We start from the raw sequence: 14,714 nt of genomic DNA on the forward strand, positions 1-14,714 counted from the left end.
AATGATGCGCGTGGACGTCAACCGCTTCGGCGAAATGGAAGTGTTTGTCCGGGCTGTGGAGAGCGGTGGCTTTTCGGCTGGGGCACGCGCGCTTGATATGTCGCCTTCGGCGGTCAGCAAGCTGGTGTCGCGGCTGGAGAACCGGCTCGGCACGCGGTTGGTCAACCGCTCGACGCGGCGGCTGCAATTGACGCCTGAGGGCTGTGCCTTCTATGAGCGCAGCGTCGTCATCCTTGCCGACCTCAAGGAGGCGGAACAATGCGCGGCAGCCGGCGAGGCGCCGCGCGGGCGCTTACGCGTCAACGCCAACGTGCCGTTCGGCAAGCATTTCCTGCTGCCGCTGTTGCCGCAGTTCCTGGCACGATATCCCGAGATCTCCGTCGATATCGCCCTGTCCGACATGGTCGTGGATCTTCTGGAAGCACGCGCCGATGTGGCGATCAGGGCCGGACCGATGAAAAGCTCGAGCCTTGTCGCACGCAAGCTTGGCGCGACGCGGATGATGATCGTCGGAGCGCCCGCCTATTTCGCAATGCGAGGCATGCCGCGCAGCGCCGACGAACTGAAGCGGCACAATCTGCTCGGGCCGTCCTATGCCCGAACCATGCCGGCATGGCCGGTGCTGCAGGGCGGCGCTGTCGTGGACGTCACGCCCACAGGCAACGTCCAGGCCAGCAATGGCGAGGCGTTGCGCGAACTGGCGCTGGCCGGGATCGGACTGGCGCGCATTGCCGCGTTCCAGGTGCGCGACGATCTGGCGGCAGGCAGATTGGCCAAAGTTCTCGAAGAGGCCAATCCCGGCGATCTCGAGGATGTGCACGCCGTGTTTCTGGGCAATGGCGGCCCGGTGCCGGCGCGGGTGAGGGCGCTGCTCGATTTCCTCGCCGAGACCGTCGATCTCGGTGGTTCCTGAGGCGGCCAGACGGCAAGTTTCCGCAGGGGCGGCTTCCGTCGAGGCGGTCGCCAGATAATTGCAAGCGATGCGAAGAATCCGATTGCAGGGCTGCCTTCAATTGCGCTATCAACCGAACCGTAACGTACGGTACGGCTTGTTCGAAGCAAGCCGGCGTGACGTGGCAGGCTTGGAACGATGTTGCAGACGACAACCGAGATGATGGAAGGCGAGGGACCGACGGCACGTCAGCAGGACGTGCTCGACGCGGTGCTGCGCCTGCTCGTCGAGGAAGGCGACAGGCTGACGATGACGGCCGTTGCGCGCCGCGCCAGCTGCTCCAAGGAAACGCTGTACAAGTGGTTCGGCGACCGTGACGGGCTCTTGACCGCGACCGTGCAGTGGCAGGCTTCGAAGGTGCGTGTACCGCCGGTCGACCGCAAGGGACTGGACCTGGCGTCGCTGACCTCGAGCCTCGAACGTTTCGCTTCCGACTGGCTGCGGGTGATTTCGAGCGACACTTCGATCGCGCTCAATAGGGTTGGCGTTGTGCATGCCGGATCGGACAAACGCGACCTCGGAGCCATCGTGCTGGAGCGCGGCCGCTTTGCGCTGGGGCGCAGGCTGAAGCCGGTGCTGGAAGCGGGGCGCGAGGCGGGCCTGCTCGAATTCGACGATGCCGAGACGGCATTCCGGACATTCTTTGGGCTGGTCGCCCGCGACGTGCAGATCCGTCTGCTGCTCGGCGACCGGCTGGAATTGACTGAGGCGGGGATCGACGGCGACGCCGTGCGCGCAACGCAGCAGTTTCTTGCTCTTCATGGAGCGAAAACCGGGCCCAAGGCCCTCTGAGTTAAAAACCGGGAAGGAACCCACCAATGCGTGTCTATTACGATCGCGATGCCGATCTCAACCTGATCAAGGGCAAGAAGGTCGCCATCATCGGCTACGGCAGCCAGGGCCGCGCGCATGCGCTGAACCTCAAGGATTCGGGCGCCAAGGAACTGGTTGTTGGTCTGAAGGCTGGCTCTGCGACCGCCAAGAAGGTCGAGGCCGACGGCCTCAAGGTCATGACGGTTGCCGAAGCCGCCAAGTGGGCCGACCTGATGATGATGGCGACGCCTGACGAACTGCAGGCCGACATCTACCGCGACGAGATCGCTCCGAACATTCGTGATGGTGCTGCGATCGCCTTCGCCCACGGCCTCAACGTGCATTTCGGCCTTATCGAGCCGAAGTCGACCGTCGACGTCATCATGGTCGCGCCGAAGGGCCCGGGCCACACCGTGCGCGGCGAATACCAGAAGGGCGGCGGCGTGCCGTGCCTGGTTGCCGTGCACCAGGACGCTTCGGGCAACGCGCTCGATCTCGGCCTGTCCTATGCATGCGGCGTCGGCGGCGGCCGGTCGGGCATCATCGAGACCAACTTCAAGGAAGAGTGTGAAACCGATCTGTTCGGCGAGCAGGTCGTCCTCTGCGGCGGCCTTGTCGAGCTGATCCGCGCCGGCTTCGAGACGCTGGTCGAGGGCGGCTACGCGCCCGAAATGGCCTATTTCGAGTGCCTGCACGAGGTGAAGCTGATCGTCGACCTGATCTATGAAGGCGGTATCGCCAACATGAACTACTCGATCTCGAACACCGCCGAGTGGGGCGAATACGTGACCGGCCCGCGCATCATCACCGAAGAGACCAAGGCTGAGATGAAGCGCGTCCTCAAGGACATCCAGACCGGCAAGTTCACCTCCGACTGGATGCAGGAATACCGTTCGGGCGCCGCTCGCTTCAAGGGCATCCGCCGCATGAACGACAGCCACCAGATCGAGGAAGTCGGCTCGAAGCTGCGCGCGATGATGCCGTGGATCGCCAAGAACAAGCTGGTCGACAAGGCGAAGAACTAAGACGATCCACGTCTCCTTCGTTGCGCGTCCTCGGGCTACGCCCTGCGGGCGCGCGGGGACCGCCAAGAACAAGCTGGTCGACAAGGCGAAGAACTAGGAAGTCCGCGTCACCCTGCCGGCCCCAGGCTCGGCAAGGCGATTAGCTCGAAAATGAAAAGAGGCTGGTGGAGCAATCCGCCGGCCTTTTATTATCGACTGGGAATCGAAGGTTCAGCCGTAATGCCAGTGCGGCTTGGGTTCGGTGCCTTCGAACTGCACGCCGAGGCGGTCGGCCTTGCGCCAGCGCACGATGCAGCGATAGGCGATGCCGTCGACGGGGACATAGAGCAGGAACTGGTCGGGGACGCGACTTTCCGCCGGGATTTTGATCTCGGCGCCGTTCGTATGCATGTTGCGGATCGTGCAGCGGGTTTCCGAATTGGTGATGCCGGTCAGAATCGCAGCGCCCTTGAGGACGCGGTTGCGTCGCTCCCGGCGCAGTTCGTTTTCGGCAATCTCGGCGTTGTCTGCCGTCATGTACTCTCAACCCAGAATAGAAATTCTCCCGGTATTCTTGGTTCTACACATGATACGTAAACAACAGCTTGTAGCTGTTGTTTATTAGCCTGAAGTCATATTTGAAGCAAAACGGCGCCGCAGGTGCGACGCCGTCTCCGTTGTTTCGGTTTCGCCTAGCTATAGGGCGACCAGCACTGCCGGCGCGGACCGTTATAAGGCTGGAAGGTGTTGTCCCAGGCCCGATACGAGCGATAGCGGTCGTAGCACCACTGGACGTGCGCCGAGCCTCCGCCACGATAGATGCGGCGCGGCTGGACATAGCGTGGCTGGTAGTAGCGCGGTTCGTTGTAGCGGTAAGCCGGTATGCCGAAGTTCAGATAGATGCCGGTGCCGAAATGGCGCCGGTGCGGGCGGTGCCGCCAGCGCCAGTCGTCGCGCCAACGATCGCTGCGCCAATTGTTGTGGCGCCAATTGTCGCCGCGCGATCCATCGCGCCGACCGTAGCATCCGCTTCCGGGCGGGCAGAAATGGCTTTGGGCGAGGATGATATTCTGCGTCGCCTGAGGAACAACCGAGGGCATCTGGCCCAGGCTGGCTGGCGAAGCCAACGCAGCCAGCGGCAGGCCGGTGACGAGACCGAGCGCGACGAGCCCGGAACGTGCAAGGGATGAGAGGTTCATGATCGTCTCCTGAGTCCGAATCCCAAAGGCTCCATGCCCCCAAATTTCGATGGAGATCAGGCATATTCCGCCTTTCAGCCTGAACGGGAAATGAACGCCGAGTTCCCCGTGGACTTGTGGCTGCGCTCTTGTGTTTGGGCCAACATGAAGGCAATGCTCGGCGCATGTCGCTGCGCCTTGCCACCTTCAATGTCGAGAACCTGATGAACAGGTTCGACTATTCCGGCTACCGCAACCAGCTCAACGAGGACCGGACACTTGCCCTGTTCGAAATCCATAGCGAGGCTGAGTATCGGCTGCTCGAGCAGGCGCGCGCGATCGCGCATGCCGACGACATGCGCCAGCTGACGGCCTTGGCCATCGCCGAGACCCGCGCCGACATCATCTGCCTGCAGGAAGTCGACAACATCGAAGCGCTGAAGGCCTTCGAATACGGCTATCTGTTCAAGATGGTGGGGCAAGGCTACCAGCACAAATACACCACCTCTGGGAATGATTCGCGCGGCATCGACGTTGCGGTGATGATGCGGGCTGAGACCGCGCATGGCGAACCGATCGAGTTCGGGCGCATGACCAGCCATGCCCATGTCACCTTCGAGGAGCTCGGGCTGCACACGCCGGAAATCGCCAGTCTCGGCCAGGAGCCGTTCGAGCGCATCTTCCGGCGCGACTGCCTGGAGATCGACGTCAAGATCGGCGGCAAGCCGCTGACCATCTATTCGGTGCACTTCAAGTCGATGGGCTCGCCGCGCAACGGGATGAACGGCCGTGACGCGACGATGCCGATCCGTGTCGCCGAGGCCAAGGCCGTCCGGCGGATCATCGAGGACCGTTTCGGCAAGGACCATGCAGCCGACAAGCGCTGGGTGATCTGCGGCGACATGAACGACTACCACGAGCGGCTGGTGATCTCAGGCGATGCCTACCAGGGCTACGGCTTCACGCCGGTTCAGGAGACGGCGTCCTGCCTCGACGTGTTCCTCGCCGATGGTTTTGCCGAAAACGTTGTCGCGCGGCGACCGGAGATGGACCGCTGGACACTCTATCACACGCGTGGACCGCTGGAACGGCATCTGTGCCAGCTCGACTACATCCTGCTTTCGCCGTCGCTGGCACGGACGAACGAGCAGGCGGTGCCCGACATCGTGCGGCGCGGCCAGCCCTGGCGCACCATCTTCCCGCCGGGGCAGGAGGTGGACCGTTATCCGCGCGCCGGCTGGGACCGGCCGAAGGCCTCCGACCACTGCCCGGTTGCGGTGACGTTGAGCATTACCTGAGAGATTTCCTTGGCATTCGACATTCCACGTAACCAGATCCTGCCGGTCGACGTCGTCGACGTGCGCCTCGATGCCGACCCGCACCCGTTCGAGCGCGACAATACCGAGGCGATCTTGGCCAACTGGGCGGCTGAAAAGGCACTGACGCCGGCGATGTTCGACGGCACGGTGGTGCTGCTGTCGGAGCTTGCCTATGGCGACAACCGGCTCGTGGGACGCTGCCACGCCGTCCGCTTCTCGACCTTCATGCTGTGGCGAAAGCTGAAACCGCTCACCAGTGCCGAACATTCCTTCGCGCACGCAATGCTGATCTCCAGCGACAATGCGCTGGTGGCGATCCGCATGGGCGCGCATACGGTCAATGCGGGAAAGGTCTATTTCGCCGCCGGCTCGTTCGAGCCGGAAGACTTTCGCGATGGGCTCGTCGACCTCGACTACAACATGGCGCGCGAGGTCCGCGAGGAGACCGGACTCGAGCTTGGCGAGGCCCGCGGCGAAGAACGCTGTTATGCGCTGTCTGGGGACACCGGCACGGCGATCGTGCGCTGCTACCATCTCACTGAGACGGCCGACGAGGTGGCTGCGCGCATCGAGCGCTTTGTGGCGGCCGATGCGGAGCCCGAGATCGAAGGGCCTGTCATCATCCGCGGCATGGACGATCTGCCCGACAATCTGATGCCGCATATGCCCGCGCTGGTGGAATGGCATTTTTCACGCGGCTGACGCCTCCACCCGTCGCCGACCTGCCGAAGCCCTTGCGGGCTGCATGCCGCTGGGTCACAAGTTGCCGCAGACCTTTTGCGGCATTTCGGGGGGATTCGATGACCAGCTTTCCAGCACGTGCAAGTATTTTCGCCGGCGCCATTGCGCTGGCTCTGTTCCAGAGCGCCAGTGCCCATGCTCTCGACAGCACGCCTGTTGCCAAGGTTGTCGTGACGCCGCTGGCGTCGATGACGGTGACCGCGAACGGACAGCCGATCGTGCTGCCGCAGAAGAACGTGCAGGTGCTGGTCTCCTCCTTCGAGATCCCGCCCGGGGCGTCGCTGCCGGTGCATATGCACCCATCGGCGCGCTACGCCTATGTGCTCGAGGGCCAACTGCAGGTGACCAATGCCGAGACTGGCAAGAGCACCAGCTACAAGAAGGGCGACTTCATCGTCGAGATGATCGGCACGTGGCATCAGGGCGCCAATGTCGGTGCCGAGCCGGTCAAGCTGCTTGTCATCGACCAGGTCGAGGAAGGCACGGCAAACACGCTGCTGAAGAAGTAGCTTCGGCTATTCGTGCCTGAGCGCCTCGATCGGATCGAGGCGCGCCCCGCGCAGCGCGGGGAAGAAGCCGAACACCATGCCGATCAGCGCCGAGAAGCCGACGGCAAGCAGCACGACCGCCAGACTCGGCGCAAACGGGATGGATAGCGCCAGCGAGGCGACGCCCGCCAGCGTCAGGCCGATGGCGATGCCGATCAGCCCGCCGAGCAGCGACAGCACGGTTGCCTCGACCAGGAACTGGATCAGGATGTGCTTTTCATGCGCGCCGATGGCGAGGCGTATGCCGATCTCGCGGGTGCGTTCGGTGACCGACACCAGCATGATGTTCATGATGCCGATGCCGCCGACGAGCAGGCTGACGCCGGCGACTGCGCCGAGCATGCCGGTCATCGTGGCGGTGGCGCTGGCCATCGCATCGGCAATCTGGGTCATGTCGCGGACGGAAAAATCGTCCTCGCGGTCGGCGGTGACGCGCCTGACGTCGCGCATGATGTCCTCGATCCGCGTCTGGACGACCGAGGTCGGCGTCACGTCATCGGCGGCGACATAGATGTTGTCGATGTCGCGGTTGCCGGCGATGCGGCGTTGGAACGCCTGAAGCGGCATCAGCACGACATTGTCCTGGTCCTGGCCGAAGCCGGAATAACCTTTCGGCTCGAGCCGGCCGATGACTTTGCAACTGACGCGGCCGACGCGGATGGCGGCGCCGTCGGGATCGCCGGCGCCAAAGAACTGCTGGCGCACGGTTTCGCCGATCAGGCAGACATTGACGCCGCCGCGCACCTCGGACTCGCTGAACGGCCGGCCCGAAGCGACCTTCCAGTCGCGGGCGTCGAGATAGGCGTTGTCGGTGCCGGTGATGGACGAGGTCAGGCTTTCGGTGCCGAAGACGACGCGCACCTGCTTCTGCGACGCCGGCGAGACGGCACGCACGCCTTCGAGATGGGCGGTGAGGGCTGCGACCTCCTTGTCGCCGAGCTGGCGGATGGTCTGCTGCGGGCCGGAGCCGGGGGCGGCGGGACGGCCGGCGCGGACGATCAGAAGGTTGCTGCCGAGCTGCGAGATGTCGGCCTTGACCTTCTCGGTGGTGCCGCTGCCGATCGTCAGCATGGCGATGACGGCGGCGACGCCGATGACGATGCCGAGCAGCGTCAGGAACGAGCGCAGCGCGTTGCGGCGGACAGAGCGGAGAGCGAGGCGGACGGTCTCCCAGATCATGACTTATACCGCCTCCAGCTTTCTGGTGTCGGAGGCGACGTGGCCATCGCGGAAGGCGATGGTGCGTCCGGCATAGGCGGCGATATCGGCCTCGTGGGTGACCATGACGATGGTGAGCCCGGCCTCCTCGTTGAGGCGGGTCAGCAGCTCCATGATCTCGTGGCTGCGGGCGGTGTCGAGATTGCCGGTCGGCTCGTCGGCGACAAGAAGGGTGGGCCGAGTGACAATGGCGCGCGCGATCGCCACGCGCTGCTGCTGACCGCCGGAGAGTTCGGCCGGCGTGTGGTGCTCACGGCCCTCGAGGCCAACCTCGGCAAGGGCCTGCATGGCCAGCGCGCGGCGCTCATGCGCGGCTGCGCCGCGATAGATCAACGGCAGCTCGACGTTCTCCACAGCCGTGGTGCGCGGCAGCAGGTTGTAGCCCTGGAAGACGAAGCCGATGTAGAGATTGCGCAAGACGGCGCGGCGGTTGCGGTCGAGCCGGCCGGCGTCTGTGCCCATGAAGGCGTAGCGCCCTGAGGTGGGCGTATCGAGGCAGCCGACAATGTTCATCGCCGTCGACTTGCCGGAGCCGGACGGGCCCATGATGGCGACGAACTCGCCTTGCGCGATGGCGAGATCGATGCCGGCGAGGGCACGCACCTCGGCTTCGCCCTGGCCGTAGGTCTTCCAGACCTTGTCGAAGAGGATGAGCGGCGCGGTGGTCATGCCCGGGGTTTCCACGACCAGCTCAATTGGCCCTTGCGGACGACGAGGCGGTGATGACCGCATCACCGACCGCAAGCCCGGAGACGATCTCGGTGCGATCGCCGTCGGTGGAGCCGGTCTTGACCCTGACCGCGACCGGCGCGCCGTTCTTGAGCACATAGAGCGTGCGCAGGCCATCTGTCGGCGTCGAGGCCGGACGGCTGCGGTCGGTCGGGCCGCGATTGGGACGGCCGAGGAACAGGTTCTGCAGGCTGAAGCCACTGCTGCGGGCAACAGGTGCCGGGCGGTAACGGAAGGCGGTGGCTGGCACTGTCAGCACATCCTTGGCCTCGCGGGTGACGATCGACACCGTCGCCGTCATGCCCGGGCGCAGCAGCAGCTCGTCATTGGCGACTTCGAGCCAGGCGTTGTAGGTGACCACGCCGTCTGTGGTAACAGCGGCATAGGCTATGTCGCGGATCGTCGCCTTGAAGCTGCGGTCGGGAAAGGCATCGACGGTAAAGCGGGCGTTCTGACCCTTCGCCACCGAACCGATGTCGGCCTCGTCGACCGCCGCCTTGAGCTCCATCTGGGACAGGTCAGCGGCGAGCACGAACAGCACCGGCGCCTGCATGGAGGACGCCACCGTCTGGCCCGGATTGACCGAGCGCGTCAGCACGACGCCGTCGATGGGGGCATAGATCGTGCTCTTGGCGAGGTCGGCCTGCTGCAGCTTGAGGTCGGCTTCCGAGATGGCGAGGTTGGCTTCGGCCATGTCGAGCGCGCTCTGGGCGCGGTCGCGTTCGGCGGTGGCCGCTTCCAGCGCCTGGGTTGTGGCCATGCCGCGTTTTGCCAGTTCCTGGGCGCGGGTGAGCGCCTGGACATTCTGCGACAAGGTGGTGCGCGTGTCTTCGACCTTGGCGGCGGCAGCCTTGGCGGACGCCTGGGCACGCTCGATCTGGGCGGAAAGCCGCGTCGTGTCGAGGGAGGCGAGCACGTCGCCTTTCTTGACCTGCTGGTTTTCGACCACCGCGACCGAGCGGACGACACCCGACAATTCGCTCGAAATGTCGACCTGGGTGAGCGGCTGCAGATTGCCCGTCGCCGACACCTCGATGGTAAGGTCGCCGATCTCGGCGGCCTGGGTGGTGTAGACAAGCTTCTGGGAAGGCGTTGCGAACCAGGAATAGCCGGCATAGGCGCAAGCCGCAGCGACCAGCGCCACCAACAGCCACAGCCAGCCACGGCGGCGGCGCGTGGCGCGGCCGTTGCCGTCGAGGCCGAGGGCTGCCTCTATCGATGGCGTGCTCGCCGATTGCGGGCGATTTGTCAGCTGGTCCAAGCCAGACCCTTTCGATGGTCCCAGAAAATCCGCCTAGAGCCTGCTCTAAGCTGGTTCGATCGAGCATGATCTTGTCTGAAACCGGGATGCCAGTTTGACGATCATGCTTTAGAATCACAGATCGGCTGAGTGGTCCCGAAATTCAAATTAAATTTCGCTCATGTTGCCGGCGCAGAAGGAGCAAACATGACGGGCGGACGCAAGTATTTTGTCTATGACGTCTTCACCGAAAACAGGCTTGCCGGCAACCCACTCGCTGTGGTCGTCGATGCCAAGGGGTTGAGCACGGCGCAGATGCAGGCCATCGCCAGGGAGTTCAACCTGTCGGAGACCTCATTCGTGCTGCCGCCCGAAAGCCCGAAGCACAAGGCACGGGTGCGCATATTCACGCCTGACTACGAGATGCCGTTTGCCGGTCACCCGACCGTCGGCACGGCGATCGCGCTGACCGAGATGGCGCAAGGTAATGATCTTGCCGGCATTTTCGTCCTCGAAGAGAATATCGGCCTGGTGCGCTGTGCCGTGAACAAGGTCGGCGACAGCCTGTTTGCCGAATTCGACCTGCCGAAACTGCCCGAGCCGATGCCGCTGGCCGCCAGCACCGATGCGGTTGCCGCAGCCCTTGGACTGGCGCCACACGAGATCGGCTTTGAAAACCATCGTGTGTCGCTGTGGTCTGCGGGCGTTCCCTACATCACCGTGCCGGTGGCGGACACCAAGGTTGCGGCGAGAATTCGATTCGACAACGAGGCCTGGTTCACCTTTTCGCCGCGCAAGAACGACTCGGCGGTGGCCAGCGCCTATGTCTATTGCCGCGAGACTGTGGGGCACGAAAACGCCTTCCACGCGAGGATGATCGTTCCCGGCAGCCCATCCTACGAAGATCCGGCGACAGGTTCGGCGGCTGCCGCCTTTGCGGGGGCGATCGTAGAGTTCGACAGGCCGACCGATGGGGCGCAGCGATTCTGGATCGAACAGGGCATCGAGATGGGGCGACCCTCCAGGATCAGGCTGGAGCTCGAGATCTCGGGCGGCAAGCTGGCTTCCGCGCGCATCGGCGGACACGCGGTGAGGGTGGCCGAGGGCGTTCTGCTGGTTTGACCCAGCTATTTTTGCCGACTGAAAGAAAAAGCGGCCCGTGGGGTGGACAGGCGAAAATGCCTTGGCTATATGCCGGCCACGGTCGGTTCACCGGTCGCGAGTGGGTGCGTAGCTCAGTTGGTAGAGCAGCTGACTCTTAATCAGCGGGTCACAGGTTCGATCCCTGTCGCACCCACCACTTCTTTCCCTTAGCCGCCGAATACTGGAACGCCGCGCATATAGTTGCGCGGGCGGATGGTCGATCTCCTTGTCCGGATGCAATGCCGCCAGGCTTTGCACAGGCAATCGCGTACCACTGCCGATTGCTGCATCTTTCTTGGCGATCATGGGTGGACAGCAACGGATGGTGTGGCTATATGCGGCCACGGTCGGTTCACCGGTCGCGAGTGGGTGCGTAGCTCAGTTGGTAGAGCAGCTGACTCTTAATCAGCGGGTCACAGGTTCGATCCCTGTCGCACCCACCACTTCTTCTCCAAAGATTTCAAACCGCTGTGACTGTTGCTTCAATTGGGTTGAAGTCGCTTGGAGTCCTATTTCTGGTCGGCCCTGCGCTGCCTCAAATTCGGAACGACCAGAACAGGCAGGCAAGCGTTGCCACGCCGAAGAGGGCGAAGAAGAGGCTGCGCAGCAGGACGTTACGGCGCAGTTCGTTCATTGCGAGATGGCAGCCGACAATGATGGCGACGAACAGGTAGCGCCAGTCGAGCAGGGCCCAAGGCGCACTGGCCTGGCCGAATACCCAGCGCGCCGCGAGGCAGCCGACGATGGTGGCGAACAGGGCGATGACCATCCAGTGGATGGTGTCGGCGGCATTGAGCAGGACGATACTCGCCGCCTTAAGCGGCAGGATCATCATCAGCATCGCGGCAAAGAAGTAGATCGCCGCCAGCGGAATGAAGCTATCGGCGCTGGCGATGCCGTCGAGGCGCTGCACGCCGATGACGCCGAAGGGATAGCCGTGCCGCGCAACGGCGAGGCTGAGTGCCATCAGTGCGGCCGCCAGCACGGCAACGAGGGCAAATGAGGCTGCGGCCTTGTTCATGGCGGACCTGTCGGTTGCGAATCGGACTGCATCTTGCCTAGCGTGCCGGATTCAGCATTGCCAATGCGCAAATGTCCGTCGGGCGCGGGGCAGCCAGTTGGCAAGCACGTTTCGCTCCGACCTGTGCATTTGCCCCGGCAATCCGAGCTCCGCCCCTCGCAGGCACTTGCGCCCTTGGCATGCAGCGTTCCGCTGATGGCCGGCGCTTCTTCTGTCGGCGGACTTGCGGGCCATTGCAAATGCGGCCCATCTGCCGCGACTATGCGGCACGACATGACAGCGTGTTCGTGACGTCTCCTGTCACGAATGGTTGCTCGTCATCAGCGCGAAGCGGTTCAGGGCCAGGAGGTTGCAGGTGGTGGAGGCAATTCCAAAAACTCGAGGCCTCGGTTCTGGACAGCCACCGTTGCTTCAGCCGCAGTCCAGGACGGCGCTGCCGCCGTTCGCGGCCACAGCAGCTGTCGTTGCGATCCTGTATTTTGCCCGCGATGTGTTCCTGCCGCTTGCGATCGCGGTGCTGTTGACCTTCGCGCTTGCGCCGATCGTCAGCTGGCTCAGGCGGTTCGGTGTTCCCAGGCTGGTTTCGGTGATTGCCTGCGTGCTGGCCGCCTTCGGCGTGGTCGCGGTGTTCAGCTTCGTGGTGGTTTCGCAGATCGGCGAGGTCGCGCAGAACGTGCCGACCTATCAGTCGAACATCCTCAACAAGGTGCGCGCGCTCAAGGAAAGCGGTAGCGGCGAGGGGATCATCGACAGGCTGAGCGGGGTCATCGAGCGCGTTGGCCAGGAGATCGATAAGCCGGAAGACAATGTCGCGCCCGCGGCCCATCCATCCCGGCCGGACCCGCTGCTGGTCGAGATCTTCACACCGCAAAAGCCGATCGAAACGCTGATGAACCTGATCACTCCGTTGATCGGACCGCTGGCGACGGCTGGCCTCGTCATCGTCGTGGTCATCTTCATGCTGCTGGAGCGCGAGGATTTGCGCGACCGGTTCATTCGCCTCGTCGGTTATGGCGACCTGCACCGGACGACCGAAGCGCTGCAGGATGCCGGGCGAAGGGTCGGTCAGTATCTTTTGATGCAGTTGGTGGTGAATGTCGCCTATGGCGTTCCGATTGGCATCGGCCTCTGGCTGCTCGGCATTCCGAATGCGATTCTGTGGGGCCTGCTCGCCATCGTGCTGCGCTTCGTGCCCTATATCGGGCCGGCGATCGCAATGATCCTGCCGCTGTTCCTGGCGATTGCGGTTGCCCCCGGTTGGTCGCTCGTGCTGTGGGCTGCGGCACTGTTCATCGCCATGGAACTGGTCATCAACAATGTGCTCGAGCCCTGGCTGTATGGCTCTAGAACCGGCCTTTCGCCGCTCGCCATCATCGTCGCCGCGATCTTCTGGACCTGGTTGTGGGGACCGGTCGGACTGGTCCTGTCGACGCCGCTGACCGTCTGCCTCGTGGTGCTCGGAAAACACGTGCCACAGTTCGAGTTCCTTGAAGTTCTGTTCGGCAACGAACCGGTGCTCGACCCGAAGGAGCGGCTATACCAGCGCCTTCTGGCAGGAGATCCTGATGAGGCGACCGATCACGCCGAAGAGATGCTCGAGACCGAATATCTCGTCGACTTCTACGGCAATGTCGCCATTCCGGCCCTGCTGCTTGGCGAATTCGACCGGGCGCGCGGTGCCTTGACCGACGAGCAGCGGACGCGCGTCGCCGCCAGTGCCGTGGTGCTGGTGGCCAACCTGAACGAAATCGCCGGTGAAGAAGCGGATGAAGAGGACGAAGCGCCCGAGGATGTGACGCAGGACGATGGCGAGCCGGCCGACGAACTGCCCGATGGTGCGGGGAAGGCGGTGCTGTGCATTGGCGGGCGCGGCGAGCTCGACAACGCGGCCGCGGCCATGCTGGCGCAGGTGCTGACGGTGCAGGGCGCGACTGTTGCCACGGCGAACCATGCCGATGTCGAACCGTCCAGCATCAGAAGCTTGCCGCTCGAAGGCGTGCATACAGCCGTGATCGGCTTCCTGAATGCCGATTCGCTTCACCATGGCCGCTTTCTGGTGCGGCGTCTGAAACGTGCCAAGCCATCGCTCAGGGTAGGGGTGGTGCTGTGGACCGACGGTGCTGCCGGGGATGCCGACAAGCTTGCCGGCGACCTCAACGCCGACTTTGCGGCGTTCAACATGGCCGGCGCCACCATCGGCGCCCTGACTGACGCGCCCGCGGTACCGCTCAAGGCCGCCAAGCGGAAGGTCCGGCGTCCGTCACAGGCGGGGCGGAAGAGCAAGACGGCATAGGTCAGCGCAATTCGACGGGCTGGAAGCGGCTCGTTTCGAAGCCTTTTCATCGCGGCAGTTGCGGATCGGAGCTGCCCGAATGCTGCCCGATTGCCTTGGCATGCCTTGGGTTGAAGGGACTTAGTGGTCCACGCGCTGGAGAGGCGCGATGGATCGTTTTTCGCCGCCGCGCATTGTAGGCGAGGTGGGGACACATTTTCGGGAGTTATTGGTGATGATGAAACTCGTATTGAGTCTTGCACTTCTGGTGCCGCTGGCAGCCTGCTCGCAGACCGAACAGGGTGCAGCCATTGGCGGTCTTGGCGGCGCGGCGATCGGCAGTGCCGTTGCCGCACCCGGAAACCGGGCTGAAGGCGCGCTCGTCGGCGGTGCCGTCGGTGCCGTTGCCGGCGCCCTGATCGGCCGCGCCAACGAGCCGAACCGCTGCCGCTATCGTGACCGCTATGGCCGCACCTATCTGGCAGAATGCCCGCGCGGCTATTACTGAGCCGGCTAGCCGTATTTCATCCGGTCCC

15 protein-coding genes and 2 tRNA genes are annotated in these 14,714 nt (G+C 63.8%); 11 read left to right on the forward strand and 6 right to left on the reverse strand.

Translation table 11 applies throughout. The annotated features are described in order from the left end of the window. Nucleotide 1: 1 nt before the first annotated feature. From SLT36_RS13245 to ilvC, 3 genes are all read left to right on the forward strand, one after another. Nucleotides 2–913 carry a LysR family transcriptional regulator gene (locus SLT36_RS13245; RefSeq protein WP_432288027.1) on the forward strand — a complete coding sequence of 304 codons (912 nt, stop codon included), beginning with the start codon at nt 2–4 and terminating at the stop codon, nt 911–913. A gap of 177 nt (nt 914–1,090) precedes the next feature. Further along, nucleotides 1,091–1,744: a TetR/AcrR family transcriptional regulator gene (locus SLT36_RS13250; protein WP_067960605.1), complete on the forward strand. Its 654-nt coding sequence runs from the start codon at nt 1,091–1,093 to the stop codon at nt 1,742–1,744. Nucleotides 1,745–1,770: 26 nt separating this feature from the next. Beyond that, entirely contained in the window at nt 1,771–2,790 is a 1,020-nt protein-coding gene (ilvC, locus tag SLT36_RS13255) for a ketol-acid reductoisomerase (protein WP_067960608.1), read from the forward strand. Nucleotides 2,791–3,000: 210 nt separating this feature from the next. Here the strand turns inward: ilvC and SLT36_RS13260 are convergent, their stop codons facing one another. Both SLT36_RS13260 and SLT36_RS13265 read right to left on the reverse strand, forming a co-directional pair. Beyond that, the gene (locus SLT36_RS13260) at nt 3,001–3,306 is read right to left on the reverse strand and encodes a PilZ domain-containing protein (protein ID WP_154383862.1); all 306 of its coding nucleotides are present in this window, start codon (nt 3,304–3,306) and stop codon (nt 3,001–3,003) included. Nucleotides 3,307–3,461: 155 nt separating this feature from the next. Continuing rightward, nucleotides 3,462–3,968, reverse strand: coding sequence for a BA14K family protein (locus SLT36_RS13265; RefSeq protein ID WP_432288028.1), 507 nt, complete (start codon nt 3,966–3,968; stop codon nt 3,462–3,464). Nucleotides 3,969–4,132: 164 nt separating this feature from the next. Between SLT36_RS13265 and SLT36_RS13270 the strand changes: the two genes are divergently transcribed. The 3 genes from SLT36_RS13270 (at nt 4,133) to SLT36_RS13280 (ending at nt 6,516) form a co-directional block, all read left to right on the forward strand. Continuing rightward, on the forward strand, nt 4,133–5,245 hold the full coding sequence (locus SLT36_RS13270; RefSeq protein ID WP_432288030.1) for an endonuclease/exonuclease/phosphatase family protein: 1,113 nt from the start codon (nt 4,133–4,135) through the stop codon (nt 5,243–5,245). A 9-nt stretch (nt 5,246–5,254) separates the two neighbouring features. After that, nucleotides 5,255–5,968, forward strand: coding sequence for an NUDIX hydrolase (locus tag SLT36_RS13275; RefSeq protein WP_432288032.1), 714 nt, complete (start codon nt 5,255–5,257; stop codon nt 5,966–5,968). 98 nt (nt 5,969–6,066) lie between these two features. Continuing rightward, the gene (locus SLT36_RS13280; protein ID WP_432288033.1) at nt 6,067–6,516 is read left to right on the forward strand and encodes a cupin domain-containing protein; all 450 of its coding nucleotides are present in this window, start codon (nt 6,067–6,069) and stop codon (nt 6,514–6,516) included. Nucleotides 6,517–6,522: 6 nt separating this feature from the next. Here the strand turns inward: SLT36_RS13280 and SLT36_RS13285 are convergent, their stop codons facing one another. From SLT36_RS13285 to SLT36_RS13295, 3 genes are read right to left on the reverse strand one after another with little or no spacing between them, the layout of a single operon-like run. After that, nucleotides 6,523–7,734, reverse strand: coding sequence for an ABC transporter permease (locus SLT36_RS13285; RefSeq protein WP_432288035.1), 1,212 nt, complete (start codon nt 7,732–7,734; stop codon nt 6,523–6,525). Nucleotides 7,735–7,737: 3 nt separating this feature from the next. Continuing rightward, nucleotides 7,738–8,442 carry an ABC transporter ATP-binding protein gene (locus SLT36_RS13290; RefSeq protein ID WP_432288037.1) on the reverse strand — a complete coding sequence of 235 codons (705 nt, stop codon included), beginning with the start codon at nt 8,440–8,442 and terminating at the stop codon, nt 7,738–7,740. A 22-nt stretch (nt 8,443–8,464) separates the two neighbouring features. Beyond that, nucleotides 8,465–9,763 (reverse strand): efflux RND transporter periplasmic adaptor subunit, encoded by a 1,299-nt coding sequence (locus tag SLT36_RS13295; RefSeq protein WP_432288038.1) that lies wholly within the window; start codon nt 9,761–9,763, stop codon nt 8,465–8,467. A gap of 186 nt (nt 9,764–9,949) precedes the next feature. On the opposite strand from SLT36_RS13295, the gene SLT36_RS13300 reads away from it, so the two are divergent. The 3 genes from SLT36_RS13300 (at nt 9,950) to SLT36_RS13310 (ending at nt 11,328) form a co-directional block, all read left to right on the forward strand. Continuing rightward, nucleotides 9,950–10,864, forward strand: coding sequence for a PhzF family phenazine biosynthesis protein (locus SLT36_RS13300; protein WP_432288040.1), 915 nt, complete (start codon nt 9,950–9,952; stop codon nt 10,862–10,864). 102 nt (nt 10,865–10,966) lie between these two features. Next, nucleotides 10,967–11,042: transfer RNA gene (locus SLT36_RS13305), tRNA-Lys, on the forward strand. A gap of 210 nt (nt 11,043–11,252) precedes the next feature. Then, nucleotides 11,253–11,328, forward strand: a tRNA-Lys gene (locus SLT36_RS13310). A 92-nt stretch (nt 11,329–11,420) separates the two neighbouring features. Here SLT36_RS13310 and SLT36_RS13315 read toward each other — a convergent pair. Then, nucleotides 11,421–11,906 carry a hypothetical protein gene (locus SLT36_RS13315; RefSeq protein ID WP_432288042.1) on the reverse strand — a complete coding sequence of 162 codons (486 nt, stop codon included), beginning with the start codon at nt 11,904–11,906 and terminating at the stop codon, nt 11,421–11,423. Nucleotides 11,907–12,312: 406 nt separating this feature from the next. Here SLT36_RS13315 and SLT36_RS13320 point away from each other — a divergent pair, with 406 nt between their 5' ends. Together SLT36_RS13320 and SLT36_RS13325 are read left to right on the forward strand one after the other, a co-directional pair. Next, nucleotides 12,313–14,199 carry an AI-2E family transporter gene (locus SLT36_RS13320; protein ID WP_432288043.1) on the forward strand — a complete coding sequence of 629 codons (1,887 nt, stop codon included), beginning with the start codon at nt 12,313–12,315 and terminating at the stop codon, nt 14,197–14,199. Between the two features lie 214 nt (nt 14,200–14,413). Beyond that, the gene (locus tag SLT36_RS13325; protein ID WP_067960641.1) at nt 14,414–14,686 is read left to right on the forward strand and encodes a glycine zipper domain-containing protein; all 273 of its coding nucleotides are present in this window, start codon (nt 14,414–14,416) and stop codon (nt 14,684–14,686) included. Nucleotides 14,687–14,714: the final 28 nt, after the last annotated feature.

The sequence above is a fragment of the Aminobacter sp. BA135 genome, from assembly GCF_050859125.1.
Lineage (GTDB): Bacteria > Pseudomonadota > Alphaproteobacteria > Rhizobiales > Rhizobiaceae > Aminobacter > Aminobacter ciceronei.